This window comes from Vibrio artabrorum, assembly GCF_024347295.1.
GTDB lineage: Bacteria > Pseudomonadota > Gammaproteobacteria > Enterobacterales > Vibrionaceae > Vibrio > Vibrio artabrorum.
In genome coordinates, this window is the sequence record NZ_AP025459.1 from 313,399 (window position 1) to 328,261 (window position 14,863).

A 14,863-nucleotide genomic window follows, 5' to 3' on the forward strand; every position below is an offset into this window, starting at 1 on the left:
GGGGATTATTCTTTAACCGTAATACCAAAGTAGTTTTTGGCATTGTGATAGCAGATGTCTTCTACCATCTTGCTCAGTAAATCAAAATCATTTGGCGCTTCACCTTTCACCACCCAGTCGCCAATCATTTGGCACAGGATGCGGCGGAAATACTCATGTCGAGTGTAAGAAAGGAAGCTACGACTGTCCGTAAGCATGCCCACAAAGCGACTTAATAAACCAAGCTGGGATAACTGCGTCATCTGACGCTCCATGCCATCTTTCTGATCGTTGAACCACCAACCAGAGCCGAACTGAATCTTTCCTTCAACTCCACCTCCCTGGAAATTGCCGCACATAGTGGCCAAAACTTCATTGTCACGGGGATTCAAGCAATAAAGGATTGTTTTAGGCAGAGCGTTTTCTTTATCAAGAGCGTTTAGAAGTCGAGACAATGGAAGTGCAACCTCTCCGTCATTGATAGAGTCAAACCCTGTATCAGCCCCAATCAGCTTGAACATACGCTCGTTATTATTACGCAATGCACCAATATGATACTGCTGAACCCAGCCTCTCTGCGAATAACGTCTACCCAAATGAATAAGAACCGCTGTCTTAAATTGAGCAGCCTCGTGGGCACTAACAGTAACACCAGAAAGGCGCTTACTAAGAATAAGGTTTAGCTCAACCTCTGAGGCCTCAGCATAGGAAACAACATCCAAAGCATGATCTGAAATACAACACCCATGCTCTGCAAAATGCTGCAGGCGCTTATCTAACGCAATGCACAGCTGTTCAAAACTGTGTATTTCGGTGTCAGACACCTCAGCAAGTTTTTCAATGTAATCCGGAAAAGTGTCGAGATGGACATTGAATGCCTTATCAGGACGCCAACTTGGAAGCATCTGAACATCAAAATCCTTATCATCGGAAACTTTTTTATGAGCACTCAAATCATCAATAGGATCATCAGTAGTACCAACCATCTCTACGTTCATCTGCTTCATGATAGAGCGAGCACTAAACTCTGGACTGGCAAGCATCTCATTACATCGATGCCAGATTCTATCTGCAGTTTTTCCGTTTAACATTATGTCAGTAATACCGAATGGCTTGCGCAGTTCTAAGTGTGTCCAGTGGAAAATTGGATTTCCAATAGTGGCGGGAACCGTATTAGCAAACGCCAAGAATTTGTCTTTGTCACTTGCATTGCCAGTGCATAAATCCTCGGTAATGCCATTACTGCGCATTGCACGCCACTTATAGTGATCACCGCGCAGCCAAATATCAGTTAAATTTTCAAAACGATAGTCATCAGCCACCTGTTCAGGAGGAAGGTGGCAGTGGTAGTCAATGATAGGAAGAGCAGCGGCTAACTCGTGATAAAGGCGCTTAGAGATGTTGTTATGCAGTAAAAAATCTTCAGTAAGAAAGTGGCTCATATATCAATCCAGTTGTTATACCAATATTTCAACAAGCTTACATTAAAAGTAATTCAGCACAAGGCTTGCTAATAATAAATATTGATTAACTTGACACAACACAAAGAAATTAATGAAGTTTATCACCATTAATAGATCTCTCATCACATAAATACAAGTTGTCATACCATTGTTTGTAAACTTTGATCTTGCCATGATTTTTTGTCATTTAAGTATGTAATGATCGTTGTACTTAGTTATAGAAACTTAGCTAATTGACTTGTAACCTAAAAACATAGAGAAACAAAATGATTATTGATGTAATCAATGGCTATATTGATAAAGCACTTAGAGCTTTGCTAGCATTCTTCATGGTAGCAATGATTGTCGCGGTAACGTGGCAGGTGTTTTCTCGATTTATCCTGAATGACCCTTCCAACCTGACAGATGAGCTGTCGCGTTACCTATTGATATGGATTGGCGTACTGGGTGGTGCATATACGCTATCAATTCGCCGCCATCTTGCCTTGGAAATTTTATACTCCCGAGCAAGCCAGAAAGGTAGATTCGTCTTATCTATCATTACGAATTCCTTGGTATTGCTAATCTCATCAGTCGCTTTTGTTTACGGTGGCATGACCCTAACCTTAACAACATTATCCAATGGGCAAATATCTCCGGGCATCGTGATTTTCGGGAATAACCTGTTAATTGGATACATCTACTCAGTTGTTCCCATCGCCGGAGTCTTGATCTCTTATTTTGCGACTTTAGATATCATTAGTTCAGCCACTTCTTTATTAAAACTTCACCAGAAAAAAAATGGATAATTTGGGGATAGGAATAGTTTTATGACTTTATTAGATTTACTCTTCACGCAAGAGTTTTTATTGAATGCCCCAGACTTCTTTTATGAAGTATTTCCAGTAATTGTACTTTTTGGTGCACTCGGATTATTACTCCTCCTTGGTGTTCCAATCGCATTCGCGATCGCTCTAGCTGCTTTTGCTACGGTATTTGTTGATTTCCCACTAAATCAGACATCAATGCTTATTTCACAGAAACTTGCAAACGGCTTGAACAACTTTGGCTTGCTAGCCTTGCCATTCTTTATTGTCGCAGGGAACTTGATGAACCGTGGCGGTTTAGCCGTTCGTCTAATCAACTTTGCAATGCTACTGGGTAAAAGGTTTCCAGGCGCACTTTCCCACGTGAACGTAATTGCGAACATGATGTTTGGTGCGCTATCTGGTTCTGCTACAGCTTCTGCAGCCGCGGTTGGCGGAATCATGCGCCCTATGCAGGATGAGAACAAATATCCACGTCCGTTTTCAACTGCAGTAAATGTTGCATCTTGCCCTGCAGGCCTGTTAATCCCGCCATCAAATATCCTAATTCTGTTCGCATTGGTGAGTAGTACATCAGTTCAGTACCTATTCATTGCAGGTTATGTTCCGGGCATCATGATGGGGTTAGCCATTATGCTTGGCATCTTTTTGTTCGGTCGCAAGAACGGCATACCAACAACTAAGTTCGAGTTCAAAGAAAAGGCTAGTAAAGTTGTCTTTGATGCACTACCGAGTTTAGGCTTAGTCGTAATCATCATGGGAGGTATTCTTGCGGGTATTTTTACAGCAACAGAAGCATCAGCGATCGCTGTCGTTTATGCGCTTCTTCTAGGCTTTGTCTATAGAGAATTAAAAATCAGAGACCTTTTTCCTATCATCATTGATAGCGTGGTAACTACATCAATCGTATTGCTCATGGTCGCCACTTCTTCAGCGATGTCATGGTCTATGGCGAATGCAGACATTCCAGTATTCATCTCTGACTTCATCCTTTCAGCGTCAGAAAATCCACTGATAGTTCTACTACTAATGAATATCGTGCTGCTTGTTATTGGTACTTTCATGGATATGACTCCAGCAGTACTTATCTTTACGCCGATTTTCTTACCTATCGCAACGTTGATGGGTATCGATCCAATTCATTTTGGCATCATCATGGTATTCAATTTATGTATTGGTATCTGCACACCTCCAGTAGGGACTGCACTCTTTGTTGGATGCAGTGTGTACGACACTAAGCTTGGTGAAGTTGTACCTAAGATGCTCCCTTTTTTCTTACTGATGGTAATGACCCTCGGTCTGATCATTGTCTTCCCATCTCTATCCCTTTGGCTACCTGAACTAGCAGGTTATGTCCGTAACTAATTCATAGGAAATGAAAATGTATAAGTTAACCAAAGCAGTAATCGCAGCTGTAATATCGATGTCAGCAGTTGTCTCCACCGGCGCACAGGCATCGCTTAAATTATCTCATGCCTTACCAACAGAGCATCCAGTGCATCAATCACTAGACTGGTTTGCTAAAGAAGTTCGAAAAGATGCAAAAGTTCGCGTTAAAGTTTATCCAAACGGAACACTTGGTAATGAAGCAGAAGGTCTTCAGATGGTTCAGAATGGTTCAGAATGGTACTGTTGCATTTACTAAAGCTAGTGCAGCAACATTAAACACATTCTCTAAAGACTATATGTTGCTTTCATTGCCATATCTGTATTCTAGTCGCGAGCAATATCTGAATGTTCTGAATGGCCCTATTGGTCAAGAAATACTAGCTTCATCTCGTGATTCTGGTTTCATTGGTCTTGCATTCCTTGATGCTGGTGAACGCAGTTTCTACACAAGCAAGCCCATTAAAACTCCAGAAGACCTTAAAGGCATGAAGATTCGTATTCAAAACTCAGCGATTTCTATCGATACAATCCGTGCACTAGGCGGAACGCCAGTTCCATTACCATATGGTGAGCTATACTCAGCAATGCAGCAAGGTGTAGTTGATGGAGCAGAAAATAATATTCCATCATACTTCTCTTCACGTCACTATGAAGTGAAGAAAGTCTATTCACGCGATATGCATACAATGGTTCCTGATGTACTAGTTATATCAACTAAAGTATGGGACACGTTAACCAAAGAACAGCAAGAAGGGATCCGTAGTGCCGCTCAGAAGACAGTCGCAATCCAAGAAGCTAACTGGGCTGATTACGAAAAAGAGGCCGTAGAGATGCTTAAAGGCTCTGGTGTAGAGTTTGTTGATAGCGATGTCCCTAAATTCCAAGAAGCAGTTAAGCCCGTTTACGAGAAGTTTAAGAAAGAGAACCCAGATCTAGTTCCTCTTTTGAATGAAATCCAAGCTACTAAATAACAACTGACGTTTGGGCACATCACTTAGCGTTTTGTGCCTTTTTACAAAAAACATATCTAACAAAACAAGTAAAACAAAAAATATGGTTCTCTTCGTACTGCTCGGTCTGTCTATTAAATTGAAATATTAAGGTTCAGGAAATAACCCATCACTGGCAGCCTCTATTAATAAAGAGCTAGCGGTTTACATTGGACTTTTCGCTAAAATGGGCACCAACCTCTAACATTGTTTACACTATCACTAATAGATACCATATGGCGTAAGACGATAGCCTCGAAACTGCTTATTTCAAGAAACAGTTTTGGTAACGCAAGCGGCGAGTATTTGCGTTTACATCAGTGAATCTACATGGACTCATTCGCATCCACTTGATACTCAGGCATCGCATCGATAAAGGCGGGTAACTGGTTACACGCTTCAACAATCGAATTAATCAACGGATACGGCGACATATCAACGCCAAAGCGCAGCGCGTTATACACCTGTGGCACCAAGCAGATATCGACAATACAAGGCGAACCAGTGAGGCTATAAACGGAATCACCGTGTGTTTGACGATGCTTAGAAAGCTTCTCTTCTAATGCCGAAAAACCTTGGCTCATCCAATAGTGAAGCCAGTCTATTTTCGCCTCTTGCTCACACGACAACTCTCGCTCCAAATACTGCAACACACGCAGGTTATTGAGAGGGTGAATTTCTATCGCAATATCCTGAGCCATTGCCAACGCTTGATAGCGCAGTGGTGTTTGATCTGGAATCAACAAGGTGTCTGGGCTGCTCTCACACAAATAGTTTTCGTCCAAGTATTGCAAAATAGTCAGTGACTGATTGAGTTGAACTTCACCATCCACCAGCACAGGCACTAATTCACTGGCGTTGAGCTCGCGATATTGTGGATCATGCTGCTCGCCGCCATTACGCAGCAAATGCACCGATTTAGACTCATAGTTAATCTGCTTCAAGTTTAACCCAATACGTACCCGATAGGCTGCCGAAGAGCGCCAGTAACCGTAGAGTGTCATGTTCTTATTCATACAATGATCTCGCTTGAGCTGAATCTCTATAATATGGACTATAACACTCGATATTGACTCACTTTTTGGTCAATAGCACCAAAAATCGAGCCACCGGCTGCATCGAACATCTCTAGTCGAATCGAATCACCAAACGACATAAAATGGGTCGACGGCTTACCATCGCGAATCGTCTCTATCATTCGTACTTCAGCAATGCATGAATAGCCCACGCCACCTTCAGCAATTGAGGTGCCATAATCAGTGCCCTGCTTATTCGATACCGTGCCTGAGCCAATGATCGCGCCTGCCGACAGCGGGCGAGTTTTCGCTGCATGCACAACTAGTTCGGCAAAATTGAAAGTCATATCGACGCCCGCATTCGGACAACCAAAAGGCTGGTCATTGTAGGTCGATATCAGCGGTAAATGCACCTTGCTGCCTTTCCATTGTTCACCAAGCTCATCAGGTGTTACCGCAACCGGAGAGAACGCCGAAGACGGTTTAGATTGGAAGAAGCCAAAGCCCTTAGCAAGCTCTGCCGGAATCAAACCACGCAAAGACACATCGTTCACCAACATCAACAGGCGAATCGAATCTTGCGCTTGCTTAGCACTGGCACCCATAGGTACATCACCGGTGACAATCGCGACTTCTCCTTCGAAATCGATGCCCCATTCGTCGCTGGCAACTTCGATGTTGTCACGAGGGCCGATAAATGCGTCGGAACCGCCTTGATACATGAGTGGATCGACCCAGAAGCTTTCTGGCATTTCAGCACCACGCGCTTTACGCACCAACTCAACGTGGTTGACATACGCGCTGCCATCCGCCCATTGATAAGCGCGTGGCAGAGGCGATTCACAATATTGAGAAGCAAACACTTCACTGCCAGTCACATGCCCATTGTTTAACGAACCGTATAACTCTTGTAACTGAGCAACAACGCTGTCCCAGTTATCCAACGCCACTTGCATAGTGGGTGCAAGGTGCATTGCATGGAAGATTTCTGTGGCAGCTACACACTGTTTGAGATCTTTACTCACGACCATCAACAGGCCATCACGAGTACCATTTTTCTTGGTTGCTAATTTCATCCTTGTCCCTTACTTCTTATTGTCAGCCACTTCTTTCAAACCAGAGTCTTGCCAACTGTAGACATATTCTTTGTTCTCAACGCTATCGAGTTCATCAGAGAACTGCAGTGCATGGCGAGTATCGATCATCACCGCGACTTCATCGGTGAACTTCTTCTTGTGCGCTTGCCCCGCCTTAAAGGCTTTGGGGTGAGGGCCATGTGTGAAGCCTGCCGGGTGGAAAGTCACCATGCCCGCTTCAATGTTGTCGCGACTGAAAAAGTCACCAGCGTGATAGAACAGCACTTCGTCGTAATCGTCATTGTTATGGTAAAACGGCACTTTCAATGCGCCAGGATCGCTCTCAATTGGGCGTGGCACAAAGGTACACACCACAAAGCCTGCGCCAACAAACGTCGTATGCGCAGAAGGTGGTAAGTGGTAGCGATGTGACATCAGCGGTCTGATATCGCGCCAATTCACTTTCACCACCGCTAAGTCGCCATGCCAGCCAATTGCATCCAATGGATTGAACGGATAGGTGATCACGCTGACTTTATCGTGGCGTTTCACCTGAACCTGAGTTTGATTTTCTGAGTACTGAGCGCGGAATTGATCGTTGATTGAAGGTATGTCGAGCACAGCAGGATCAAACACCGCGTGATTACCGACCATGCCTTTCTCTGGCAAGGAATAAGCCGCGTCAGTGTTCTCAATCATCAAAATAAACATCGGCTCGCTTGGCTCCAAGCGCCAGTTGGTCGAGCGCGGGATCATCACGTAATCCCCTTCACTCAGTTGTAAATGGCCATAGTCGCAGTAGAGATCAGCACTGCCTTGGTGAATGAACAACAGCTCATCACCGTCAGAGTTACGCACTAAAAAATCCATCTTCTCATTCATGCGCCATACACGAATTTTGCAGTCCGCATTGTGTAAAAGGTGAGGCACAGCCCAAGGGGTTATCTGGCTGGCTTTTTCCACCAGCGTAAAATCAAAAGCGCGAGGACGCAGATCGCCCTCCCACTCCGACCAACCTGTAGGGGCATGTTGGTGATGAAAATGAGCGGCAGGGCCGAAGAAACCACTTCGACCGGCTTCTCGCTCATAAATTGCCTCTACGGGAAAATCGGCATGCGCTTGTTTAGAGCACACCCCCTCCCTATGAGGAAACGAGATCCATTTATGCATCGTCTAATACTCCTCGACGAATCTGGTCCTCTTCAATCGATTCAAACAGCGCCTTGAAGTTGCCTTCGCCAAAACCTTCGTTGCCTTTACGCTGGATGATTTCAAAGAACACAGGCCCAATTACCGTCTGGGTAAAAATTTGCAGCAAGATGCCGTCTTTGGTCGGCGCGCCATCAATCAGAACCCGTAAGTCACGCAGCAAGTCGGTATCTTCACCGTGGCCCTTCACACGCTCGTCGACTTTCTCGTAATAGGTATCAGGGGTTGGCATAAAGTCCATGCCGCGATCACGCAGGGTTTTCACCGTTTTGTAGATGTCATCGGTTGCGAGCGCGATGTGTTGGATACCTTCACCGTTGTATTCGCGGATGAACTCTTCAATTTGTGATTTGTCGTCTGAAGATTCATTGATTGGGATGCGGATCTTGCCACATGGTGAGGTCATGGCGCGGCTCACAAGGCCTGTCAGCTTACCTTCAATGTCGAAGTAGCGAATCTCACGGAAGTTGCCGATACGCTCATAAAACCCAGACCACACGTCCATATTGCCTTGCTTCACGTTGTGCGTGAGATGGTCGATTTCATACAAGCCAACATTGGCTTCGGCCATACGCTGTTCCGCATCATCATAGAATCGGAAATCGACGTCATAGATGCTCTGCTTGCCATAGCGATCCACAAAATAGAGCAGGCTTTCACCGATGCCGTAAATGGCAGGAATGCTCAGCTCCATCGGCCCTATTTGTGTTTTGTACTCTTCACCACCGCCCTTGAATGCTTGCTCCATGGCCGTCGTTGCATCATTAACACGAAACGCCATGCCACACACGGATGGCCCATGCACCTTGGCGAACGCTTCCGCTTGGCTGTGTGGTTGTTCATTAACGATAAAGTTGATGTCACCTTGTCGATACAGCCAAGCCTCTTTTGAGCGGTGCTTGGCAATCTCAGTAAAACCCAGTGACACAAACAGCGCTTTAAGTTGCTCAATTCCCTTGTGGTCAACGGCGGTGTATTCAACAAACTCGAATCCATCCGTGCCAAGCGGGTTGTATGACTCCACCATGAACTGTCTCCTTGTACCTATTGGTTTTTTGTTACGTGATTTATGTCCTTAATTAAATTTGGCCCACAAGCGGAAAGATTGGAATGGATGGAAGGAAATGGGCAATAACGCTAAAAACCCGTTAAGTTGTAAATTATTTGTTACACGGAAAACCTCGCAACAACAAAATGAGAGCTATCAAGGGATTAAAAGAGGGTGGTTTGATTTACAGCAAAGCAGGAATGTTATTGAATTGTTACATACAGCTTTTTATCAGCTAAGGTGATAAATCGAATATTAGACTGATGATGCAAAAAAGCCGCTGTAGTCAGCGGCTTGATGAGTTCTAGAAAGAACCTAATTCGAATATAAGGTTCGCGTTAATCCCAGTCGAGGATCGACCAGTTCGGTTGATCGGCTAGCGCTTTCAAACGCGGGCATGGGTTTACTAGGTAAGCAAAATCAGCGTGCTCACACAAAGGTAAGTCGTTGATTGAATCCGTATAAAAGTGAATGTCTGAGTAGTTGGTGTCTTGATTGTCTAACCACTCTTTTAAACGCGTCACTTTACCTTCACGGTAGCTTGGCACACCTGATATTTGAGAAGTAAAACGGCCTTGGTTTTCAATCAAATCAATACCGAGTGCGTTCTCGATACCAATCTTACGGCCGACCGCTTCCACTAAGAAAGTCACGCTGGCAGAGATGATCAACATATCGATATCATCATTCTCAAGCTGCGCAATCAAGGGTTTAGACTGCTGGAACTGTCTAGGCAAAATATGCTGTTCAACACACTCTTCCACCAATGCCGTCACTTGCTCTGTTGGCATATCGGCTAACGGCTGCATGGAAAACGTGAGGTAATCTTCCATGTTCAGCTTGCCTTCCGAATACAGGCCCATTAAGCGTTTATCTTCTTCAATAAAATTGGGCGCAGTGGCAATGCCCTTTTCAACCAAGAACGCATTCCAGAGCATCGCTGCATCGGCATTGATCAGCGTTTCATCCATATCAAATACATACAAAGGTTTGAACATCTTAGGCTCTCACAGGTTGAATTTCGTTAAGGTTAAACAGGAGTTCAAGTTGGCTGCCGTTTGCCAACAGTCGTTCAGAAGAACGGTTAAGTAAGTCGACGGTTAATTCACATTCATCGACGTCCACTTGATAGCGAATCACGTTACCCAAAAGCTGGTGGTTACGAATGGTGCCCGTTTTCGGCGCGGAGATATGCTCGCCATACTGTCGGCCTTGATCTTTAACGTAGATAGATTCAGGACGAATCGCCACTTTCCACTCGGTTTCAATGTTGAAAAGTTGCTTGGCTTTGTTCGCTTGCACCAGATTGTAGTGCCCCATGAACCCAGCAACAAACTCATTGGCAGGTTGAGTGTAAATCTCTTCGGGTGTCCCCGCTTGTACGATCTCACCTTTATTCATCAAGAAGATGCGGTCAGACATGATCATCGCTTCTTCCTGATCGTGGGTCACGAAGATCGTGGTCAGGTTCATCTCTTTTTGGATGTCTCGGATCTGTTGGCGTAGGTGTTTACGGATCTTCGCATCCAGCGCTGAAAGCGGTTCATCGAGCAATAGAATGCGCGGCTTGACCACCAAGGCTCTTGCCAAGGCGACACGCTGACGCTGTCCGCCCGATAGCTGATGCGGGTAGAACTTCTCTTTGCCCGTTAAGTCCACCAGCCCAATCACTTTCGCGACTTCGCGCTTAATCTCGTCAGCAGCAAGCTTTTTCATCTTAAGGCCAAACGCAATATTGCCTTCAACCGTCATGTTCGGGAACAGCGCATAAGATTGAAACACCATGCCGATGCCACGCTGTTGCGGCACTTGGTGGGTGATTTCTTCGCCGTTGACCCAGATCTCGCCACCATCAACAGGATTCAGGCCTGCCAAGCTGCGCAGTAGAGTCGATTTACCACAGCCACTTGGGCCAAGCAGCGTGATGAATTCGCCCTTCTCGATGGAAAATTCAATATCTTCAAACACCGTGTTGTCACCAAAGCTTTTGGTGAGGTTTTTCGCATTTACATAGCTCATTATTTTGTTCCCTGGCTGAAACGACTTGCCAACCAAGTCAGTAAGAAAATAAACAGGAAGTACGTCATCACTAGGGCTGACGTGAAGTGGCCGCTGGTTTGACGCATGTTGTATAGGTAGATTTGAAGTGTCTCGTAGCGTGTACCCACCAAGATGTTGGCGAACACGAACTCGCCCAATAGGAACGAGAACGACAAGAACAGTGACGCCATTAAGCCTTTCTTAAGGTTTGGCAGAATAATCAACAGGAACGCCTTGGTGGTGCTTGCACCGAGCAGGTGAGCAGCATCCATCAAGTCATGCAGGTTGATCGCTTCAAAGCTGTTGGCAATCGCGCGGTACATGAATGGCAGCGCGATGGTGAAGTAGGTACCAATCAGAATCCATGGTGTGCCAATCAGTGAGATTTCGCTGTCTGCATACAGCTGAAGCAAGCCAACCGACGACACCACAGGTGGCACAGCAAATGGCAATAAGATCAGGATATTCATCACCTTGTCGAGCTTCGGGAAATAGTAAAACACCACGAAAATCGCAGGCAGAACCAACACCACACTCAATGACAGCGCCGCCACACAGATAAACAGTGAACGACCAAAAGCCTGCAAGAAACGAGGATCGGTCAGCAGGTTGATGTACCAATCCAACGTGAAGCCATCCGGCAGGATCGTCGCGCCCCATCGAGAAGAGATCGAGTAGATAAAGGTCGCTAAGATCGGGATCATCATGATGCCGACAATCGAATAGACAACCGTTTTATGAAAGCGAGTATTGACGGTGTTCATTACTTTCTCTTCCCTGCGTAGCTTTTGCTGATCAGCCATTGGTTAATCACGGTGATGAAGGCCAGCATCGCCATCAGCATTACGGAAATTGCGGCGGCTAGGTTGGGTTCTAGGAACAAGTCACCCGATACCAAGCTCGCGATACGGATCGTAATCACGTTGTAGTTACCCGACGTTAACGCATAGACACTCGCATACGCACCAATCGCGTTAGCAATCAGGATGATGAAGGTACCGAATAAGGCTGGCGATAACACAGGCAGCGCTATTTTGGTCCAGTACTGCCAAGTTTTCGCGCCAAGTAATGCCGAAGCCGCTTGCCAGTCGTCACTCAAGGCATCGAACGCTGGGTACAGCAATAAAACCGCCAATGGGATCTGGAAATAGATGTAAATCGCCAGCAAACCCCACTTGCCGTACAAGTCAAAATCACCCAGTAAACCGTACTGCTTGAGCAACAAGGTAATCGCACCATTGGTGCCTAAGATGATGATGAAGGCGAACGACAGAGGCACGCCTGAGAAATTGCTGCTCATGTTGGTGAAAGCAATCACCGCATCGCGGATTTTAGAATCAACGCGGCGCAATGAGGAAACGAGCAGAGTCGCGATCGCTAAACCAATAAGACTCGACCAAATCGACAACCATAAACTGTTACCGAAAGCCTGTATCATGAAGGCAGAATCGAATATTTCAGAATAGTTTTCGAGAGAGAGCTCATCGTCGTCGTAGAAGCTATTGATCAGCACCCAAACCATAGGTGCCAGTTGGAACAGATAGAAAAATAGCGCGAAGGGCGCAAGCCACAAAGCGGGCTTGAAACGTTGAAACAAAGATTTAGTTTTGGGTTGAAGCGCAGAGCCATCGCTCTGTGTGATGACAGAACTGCTCATAGGGCCAACAATTCCTGAGTGTAAGGTTTATCGTGTTCAAGGTTGAGTAACTGACAGACGCTGCCGCAGATGTCGGTCTGTTTCACTAAACACTCTTGGTGTGTGAACTTATCGCCAATCACAAAAAAAGGCACTTCACGTTCTTCAGGCAGAATGCCACCGTGAGACAAGTCATTGTTCATGCCGTGGTCACTGGTGATGATCACTTGATAACCATCGTCTACCCATTGCTCAAGATAGTTTGATAGGTAGATATCCGCACCACGTGCACTATTACGGTACTGGCGAGAATCCAGCCCGTGCTTATGTCCCATGTCGTCAATGTTCATTGGGTGAATCAACAAGAAGTCCGGCTGATGAGTGACACGCAGATGCTCTGCATCCAAGAACAAGGCTTCATCTGGGTAATGATCCCAGTGGTAGAAACAGCCGTGTTGGATGTTCATGGTTTCATCGTTGGTGAAACGGTCGCGTACGGCATCAAAGGGCGCTCGGTTATACAGCTCACTCACCCAATGATACGCAGCTGCTGCCGTCACCTTGTTCTGTGACTTCGCCAAGCTAAATACCGACTCGTGATTCGACAAACGCACAATTTGGTTGTTAATGATGCCGCTCTCGACCGGGCGAACACCGGTTAAAATGCACTCATACAGTGGGCGTGACATAGATGGCAGTTCACATTGCACCGGGTAAAGCGTGGCACGCAGCTTGTTTTTTTGCGTACTCATGGATTGCGAAGTGCTCTGCTGATTTTGGGAAACGTTGTCGTTACTTTTTATCAAGTCACTGAGTTCTAGAAGGCCATTTAGGTAACCCATGCAATCACGGGCTACCTGATAATTCAGTCCATCTAGAACAACAAGGATAACCTTATTGCTCATGGTCTATTCTCTATTGCTTGTTTCTATAAGCCACCTATTTAAGGTAGCGTGTTAAGCGGAATTATTGCTGATGAATCAATACGTTTTCTTGCCATTGACGAGGCAGTTTTCGCGCTGACTTTTCCCATGCTGAGAAGTCAGTTACAGGGTGAACATTGCTGTATTGATCGTTCGAGATCAGCTTGTCTTGTACTGATTTAGGCAGTGTGATGTTGCTGCGAATTGGACGCGCATAACCTTCTGCTAGGTTGATTTGACCTTGATCGCTGAAGATATATTCACGAGCCAACTTAGCCGCGTTCGGGTTTTTTGCGTATTTGTTGATGATGGTGGTGTAACCAGAGATCACAGAACCATCTTGTGGAATGCTGACAGTAAAGCGATCATGATCGATCTTGTCGCGGTAGTTCAGTGCATTGAAATCCCACATGATTGCCACTTCCACTTCGCCTTTTTCAAGGTTTGCGATGCTTGGATCGGTGTAAGACAGACGCCCTTGTTTCGCGAGTTCACCAAAGAATTTAATCGCTGGTTTTAGGTTTGATTCGTCACCACCGTTCGCAAATGCAGCCGCTAGAATTGCGTTGTTTGCTTGTGCGGCTACACCTACATCACCGACAGTGACTTTGTAGTCGCCTTTTAAGAGGTCACTCCAAGTTTTAGGTGCATCTTTAACAAGGTTGTTGTTTGAAATGAATGAGATAGTGCCAGTGTAAGCCAACGCCCAGTGGCCATCTTTGTCCTTTGCCCAGTCAGGAATGTCATTCCAAGTGGTCGGTTTGTATGGCTGAGTCACACCTTTCTTCACTGCGACACGAGCAAAGGCAAAACCCACATCACCAATATCCGCAGTTGCGTTTCTTTTCTCTGCTTCAAATTTCGAGATCTCTTGCGCCGAGCTCATGTCAGTATCCTGATGTTTCAAACCGTAGCTTGCTTTTAGGTCTGTCCATGTGCCTTTCCAGTTTGCCCAGCTGTCTGGCATGCCCACGCTGTAAACCGCCCCCTCTTTTTGAGCAGCCTTGACCAGTGATTCAAGATTGGCGTCATTTGCCATTACAGGCGTTGAAAGTGTTGCTGTTATTCCAATTACACCCATCAATTTAAAGGTGGTACCCATCAATTTTTCAGCAGATACATTTGAACGGCTAAGCAAAGTTTTCATTGTCTCTATCCCTCTGGACTCGGTCAGTAAGTTCGCTCTGTATGCTATTGCCGAAGTGTGACCGTTTGCCGTAAGTTATTTGACAGTTAGGGTGCATTTATGTGGCAGTTATATTTCACTTATATGGCAGCAACCGGATTCG

General features: G+C 45.6%; 15 protein-coding genes. 4 read left to right on the forward strand and 11 right to left on the reverse strand.

All coding sequences use genetic code 11. The features are described 5' to 3' along the window. Positions 1–5: 5 nt before the first annotated feature. Positions 6–1,421, reverse strand: coding sequence for a glucuronate isomerase (uxaC, locus tag OCU36_RS15615; protein WP_261840461.1), 1,416 nt, complete (start codon positions 1,419–1,421; stop codon positions 6–8). Positions 1,422–1,708: 287 nt separating this feature from the next. Between uxaC and OCU36_RS15620 the strand changes: the two genes are divergently transcribed. From OCU36_RS15620 to OCU36_RS15635, 4 genes are read left to right on the forward strand one after another with little or no spacing between them, the layout of a single operon-like run. After that, positions 1,709–2,230 carry a TRAP transporter small permease gene (locus OCU36_RS15620; RefSeq protein ID WP_261840462.1) on the forward strand — a complete coding sequence of 174 codons (522 nt, stop codon included), beginning with the start codon at positions 1,709–1,711 and terminating at the stop codon, positions 2,228–2,230. Between the two features lie 21 nt (positions 2,231–2,251). After that, positions 2,252–3,613, forward strand: a complete 1,362-nt coding sequence (locus OCU36_RS15625) for a TRAP transporter large permease (RefSeq protein ID WP_261840463.1) — start codon at positions 2,252–2,254, stop codon at positions 3,611–3,613. A gap of 16 nt (positions 3,614–3,629) precedes the next feature. Then, positions 3,630–3,893 carry a hypothetical protein gene (locus tag OCU36_RS15630; RefSeq protein ID WP_261840464.1) on the forward strand — a complete coding sequence of 88 codons (264 nt, stop codon included), beginning with the start codon at positions 3,630–3,632 and terminating at the stop codon, positions 3,891–3,893. Next, positions 3,862–4,608: a TRAP transporter substrate-binding protein gene (locus tag OCU36_RS15635; RefSeq protein ID WP_261840465.1), complete on the forward strand. Its 747-nt coding sequence runs from the start codon at positions 3,862–3,864 to the stop codon at positions 4,606–4,608. Before OCU36_RS15630 ends, OCU36_RS15635 begins: the two co-directional genes overlap by 32 nt. Before the next feature lie 344 nt (positions 4,609–4,952). Here the strand turns inward: OCU36_RS15635 and maiA are convergent, their stop codons facing one another. The 10 genes from maiA to OCU36_RS15685 all read right to left on the reverse strand — a co-directional run bounded on the left by maiA (position 4,953) and on the right by OCU36_RS15685 (position 14,721). Further along, a complete protein-coding gene (gene maiA, locus OCU36_RS15640) occupies positions 4,953–5,642 on the reverse strand; it encodes a maleylacetoacetate isomerase (protein WP_261840466.1) in 690 nt (229 codons plus the stop codon). Positions 5,643–5,680: 38 nt separating this feature from the next. Beyond that, positions 5,681–6,718 (reverse strand): fumarylacetoacetate hydrolase family protein, encoded by a 1,038-nt coding sequence (locus tag OCU36_RS15645; protein ID WP_261840467.1) that lies wholly within the window; start codon positions 6,716–6,718, stop codon positions 5,681–5,683. Between the two features lie 9 nt (positions 6,719–6,727). After that, complete coding sequence (locus OCU36_RS15650) at positions 6,728–7,888, reverse strand: homogentisate 1,2-dioxygenase (protein WP_261840468.1); 1,161 nt, start codon at positions 7,886–7,888, stop codon at positions 6,728–6,730. Continuing rightward, on the reverse strand, positions 7,881–8,954 hold the full coding sequence (gene hppD, locus OCU36_RS15655) for a 4-hydroxyphenylpyruvate dioxygenase (RefSeq protein WP_261840469.1): 1,074 nt from the start codon (positions 8,952–8,954) through the stop codon (positions 7,881–7,883). The genes OCU36_RS15650 and hppD overlap by 8 nt, the downstream gene beginning before the upstream one ends. Before the next feature lie 359 nt (positions 8,955–9,313). Then, positions 9,314–9,973 carry an HAD family hydrolase gene (locus OCU36_RS15660; protein ID WP_261840470.1) on the reverse strand — a complete coding sequence of 220 codons (660 nt, stop codon included), beginning with the start codon at positions 9,971–9,973 and terminating at the stop codon, positions 9,314–9,316. Position 9,974: 1 nt separating this feature from the next. Then, positions 9,975–10,994: an ABC transporter ATP-binding protein gene (locus OCU36_RS15665; protein WP_261840471.1), complete on the reverse strand. Its 1,020-nt coding sequence runs from the start codon at positions 10,992–10,994 to the stop codon at positions 9,975–9,977. After that, positions 10,994–11,779 (reverse strand): ABC transporter permease, encoded by a 786-nt coding sequence (locus tag OCU36_RS15670; RefSeq protein WP_004732591.1) that lies wholly within the window; start codon positions 11,777–11,779, stop codon positions 10,994–10,996. The genes OCU36_RS15665 and OCU36_RS15670 overlap by 1 nt, the downstream gene beginning before the upstream one ends. Next, positions 11,779–12,672 (reverse strand): ABC transporter permease, encoded by an 894-nt coding sequence (locus tag OCU36_RS15675; protein ID WP_261840472.1) that lies wholly within the window; start codon positions 12,670–12,672, stop codon positions 11,779–11,781. Before OCU36_RS15675 ends, OCU36_RS15670 begins: the two co-directional genes overlap by 1 nt. Continuing rightward, positions 12,669–13,556 (reverse strand): alkaline phosphatase family protein, encoded by an 888-nt coding sequence (locus tag OCU36_RS15680; protein WP_261840473.1) that lies wholly within the window; start codon positions 13,554–13,556, stop codon positions 12,669–12,671. The genes OCU36_RS15675 and OCU36_RS15680 overlap by 4 nt, the downstream gene beginning before the upstream one ends. A gap of 61 nt (positions 13,557–13,617) precedes the next feature. Further along, the gene (locus OCU36_RS15685; protein WP_261840474.1) at positions 13,618–14,721 is read right to left on the reverse strand and encodes an ABC transporter substrate-binding protein; all 1,104 of its coding nucleotides are present in this window, start codon (positions 14,719–14,721) and stop codon (positions 13,618–13,620) included. Between the last annotated feature and the right edge of the window lie 142 nt (positions 14,722–14,863).

Bases quoted from the DNA above. Each gene is read 5' to 3' on its own strand.
- uxaC (WP_261840461.1), bottom strand. From the start codon at position 1,421: ATGAGCCACTTTCTTACTGAAGATTTTTTACTGCATAACAACATCTCT.
- OCU36_RS15620 (WP_261840462.1), top strand. From the start codon at position 1,709: ATGATTATTGATGTAATCAATGGCTATATTGATAAAGCACTTAGAGCT.
- OCU36_RS15625 (WP_261840463.1), top strand. From the start codon at position 2,252: ATGACTTTATTAGATTTACTCTTCACGCAAGAGTTTTTATTGAATGCC.
- OCU36_RS15630 (WP_261840464.1), top strand. From the start codon at position 3,630: ATGTATAAGTTAACCAAAGCAGTAATCGCAGCTGTAATATCGATGTCA.
- OCU36_RS15635 (WP_261840465.1), top strand. From the start codon at position 3,862: ATGGTTCAGAATGGTACTGTTGCATTTACTAAAGCTAGTGCAGCAACA.
- maiA (WP_261840466.1), bottom strand. From the start codon at position 5,642: ATGAATAAGAACATGACACTCTACGGTTACTGGCGCTCTTCGGCAGCC.
- OCU36_RS15645 (WP_261840467.1), bottom strand. From the start codon at position 6,718: ATGAAATTAGCAACCAAGAAAAATGGTACTCGTGATGGCCTGTTGATG.
- OCU36_RS15650 (WP_261840468.1), bottom strand. From the start codon at position 7,888: ATGCATAAATGGATCTCGTTTCCTCATAGGGAGGGGGTGTGCTCTAAA.
- hppD (WP_261840469.1), bottom strand. From the start codon at position 8,954: ATGGTGGAGTCATACAACCCGCTTGGCACGGATGGATTCGAGTTTGTT.
- OCU36_RS15660 (WP_261840470.1), bottom strand. From the start codon at position 9,973: ATGTTCAAACCTTTGTATGTATTTGATATGGATGAAACGCTGATCAAT.
- OCU36_RS15665 (WP_261840471.1), bottom strand. From the start codon at position 10,994: ATGAGCTATGTAAATGCGAAAAACCTCACCAAAAGCTTTGGTGACAAC.
- OCU36_RS15670 (WP_004732591.1), bottom strand. From the start codon at position 11,779: ATGAACACCGTCAATACTCGCTTTCATAAAACGGTTGTCTATTCGATT.
- OCU36_RS15675 (WP_261840472.1), bottom strand. From the start codon at position 12,672: ATGAGCAGTTCTGTCATCACACAGAGCGATGGCTCTGCGCTTCAACCC.
- OCU36_RS15680 (WP_261840473.1), bottom strand. From the start codon at position 13,556: ATGAGCAATAAGGTTATCCTTGTTGTTCTAGATGGACTGAATTATCAG.
- OCU36_RS15685 (WP_261840474.1), bottom strand. From the start codon at position 14,721: ATGAAAACTTTGCTTAGCCGTTCAAATGTATCTGCTGAAAAATTGATG.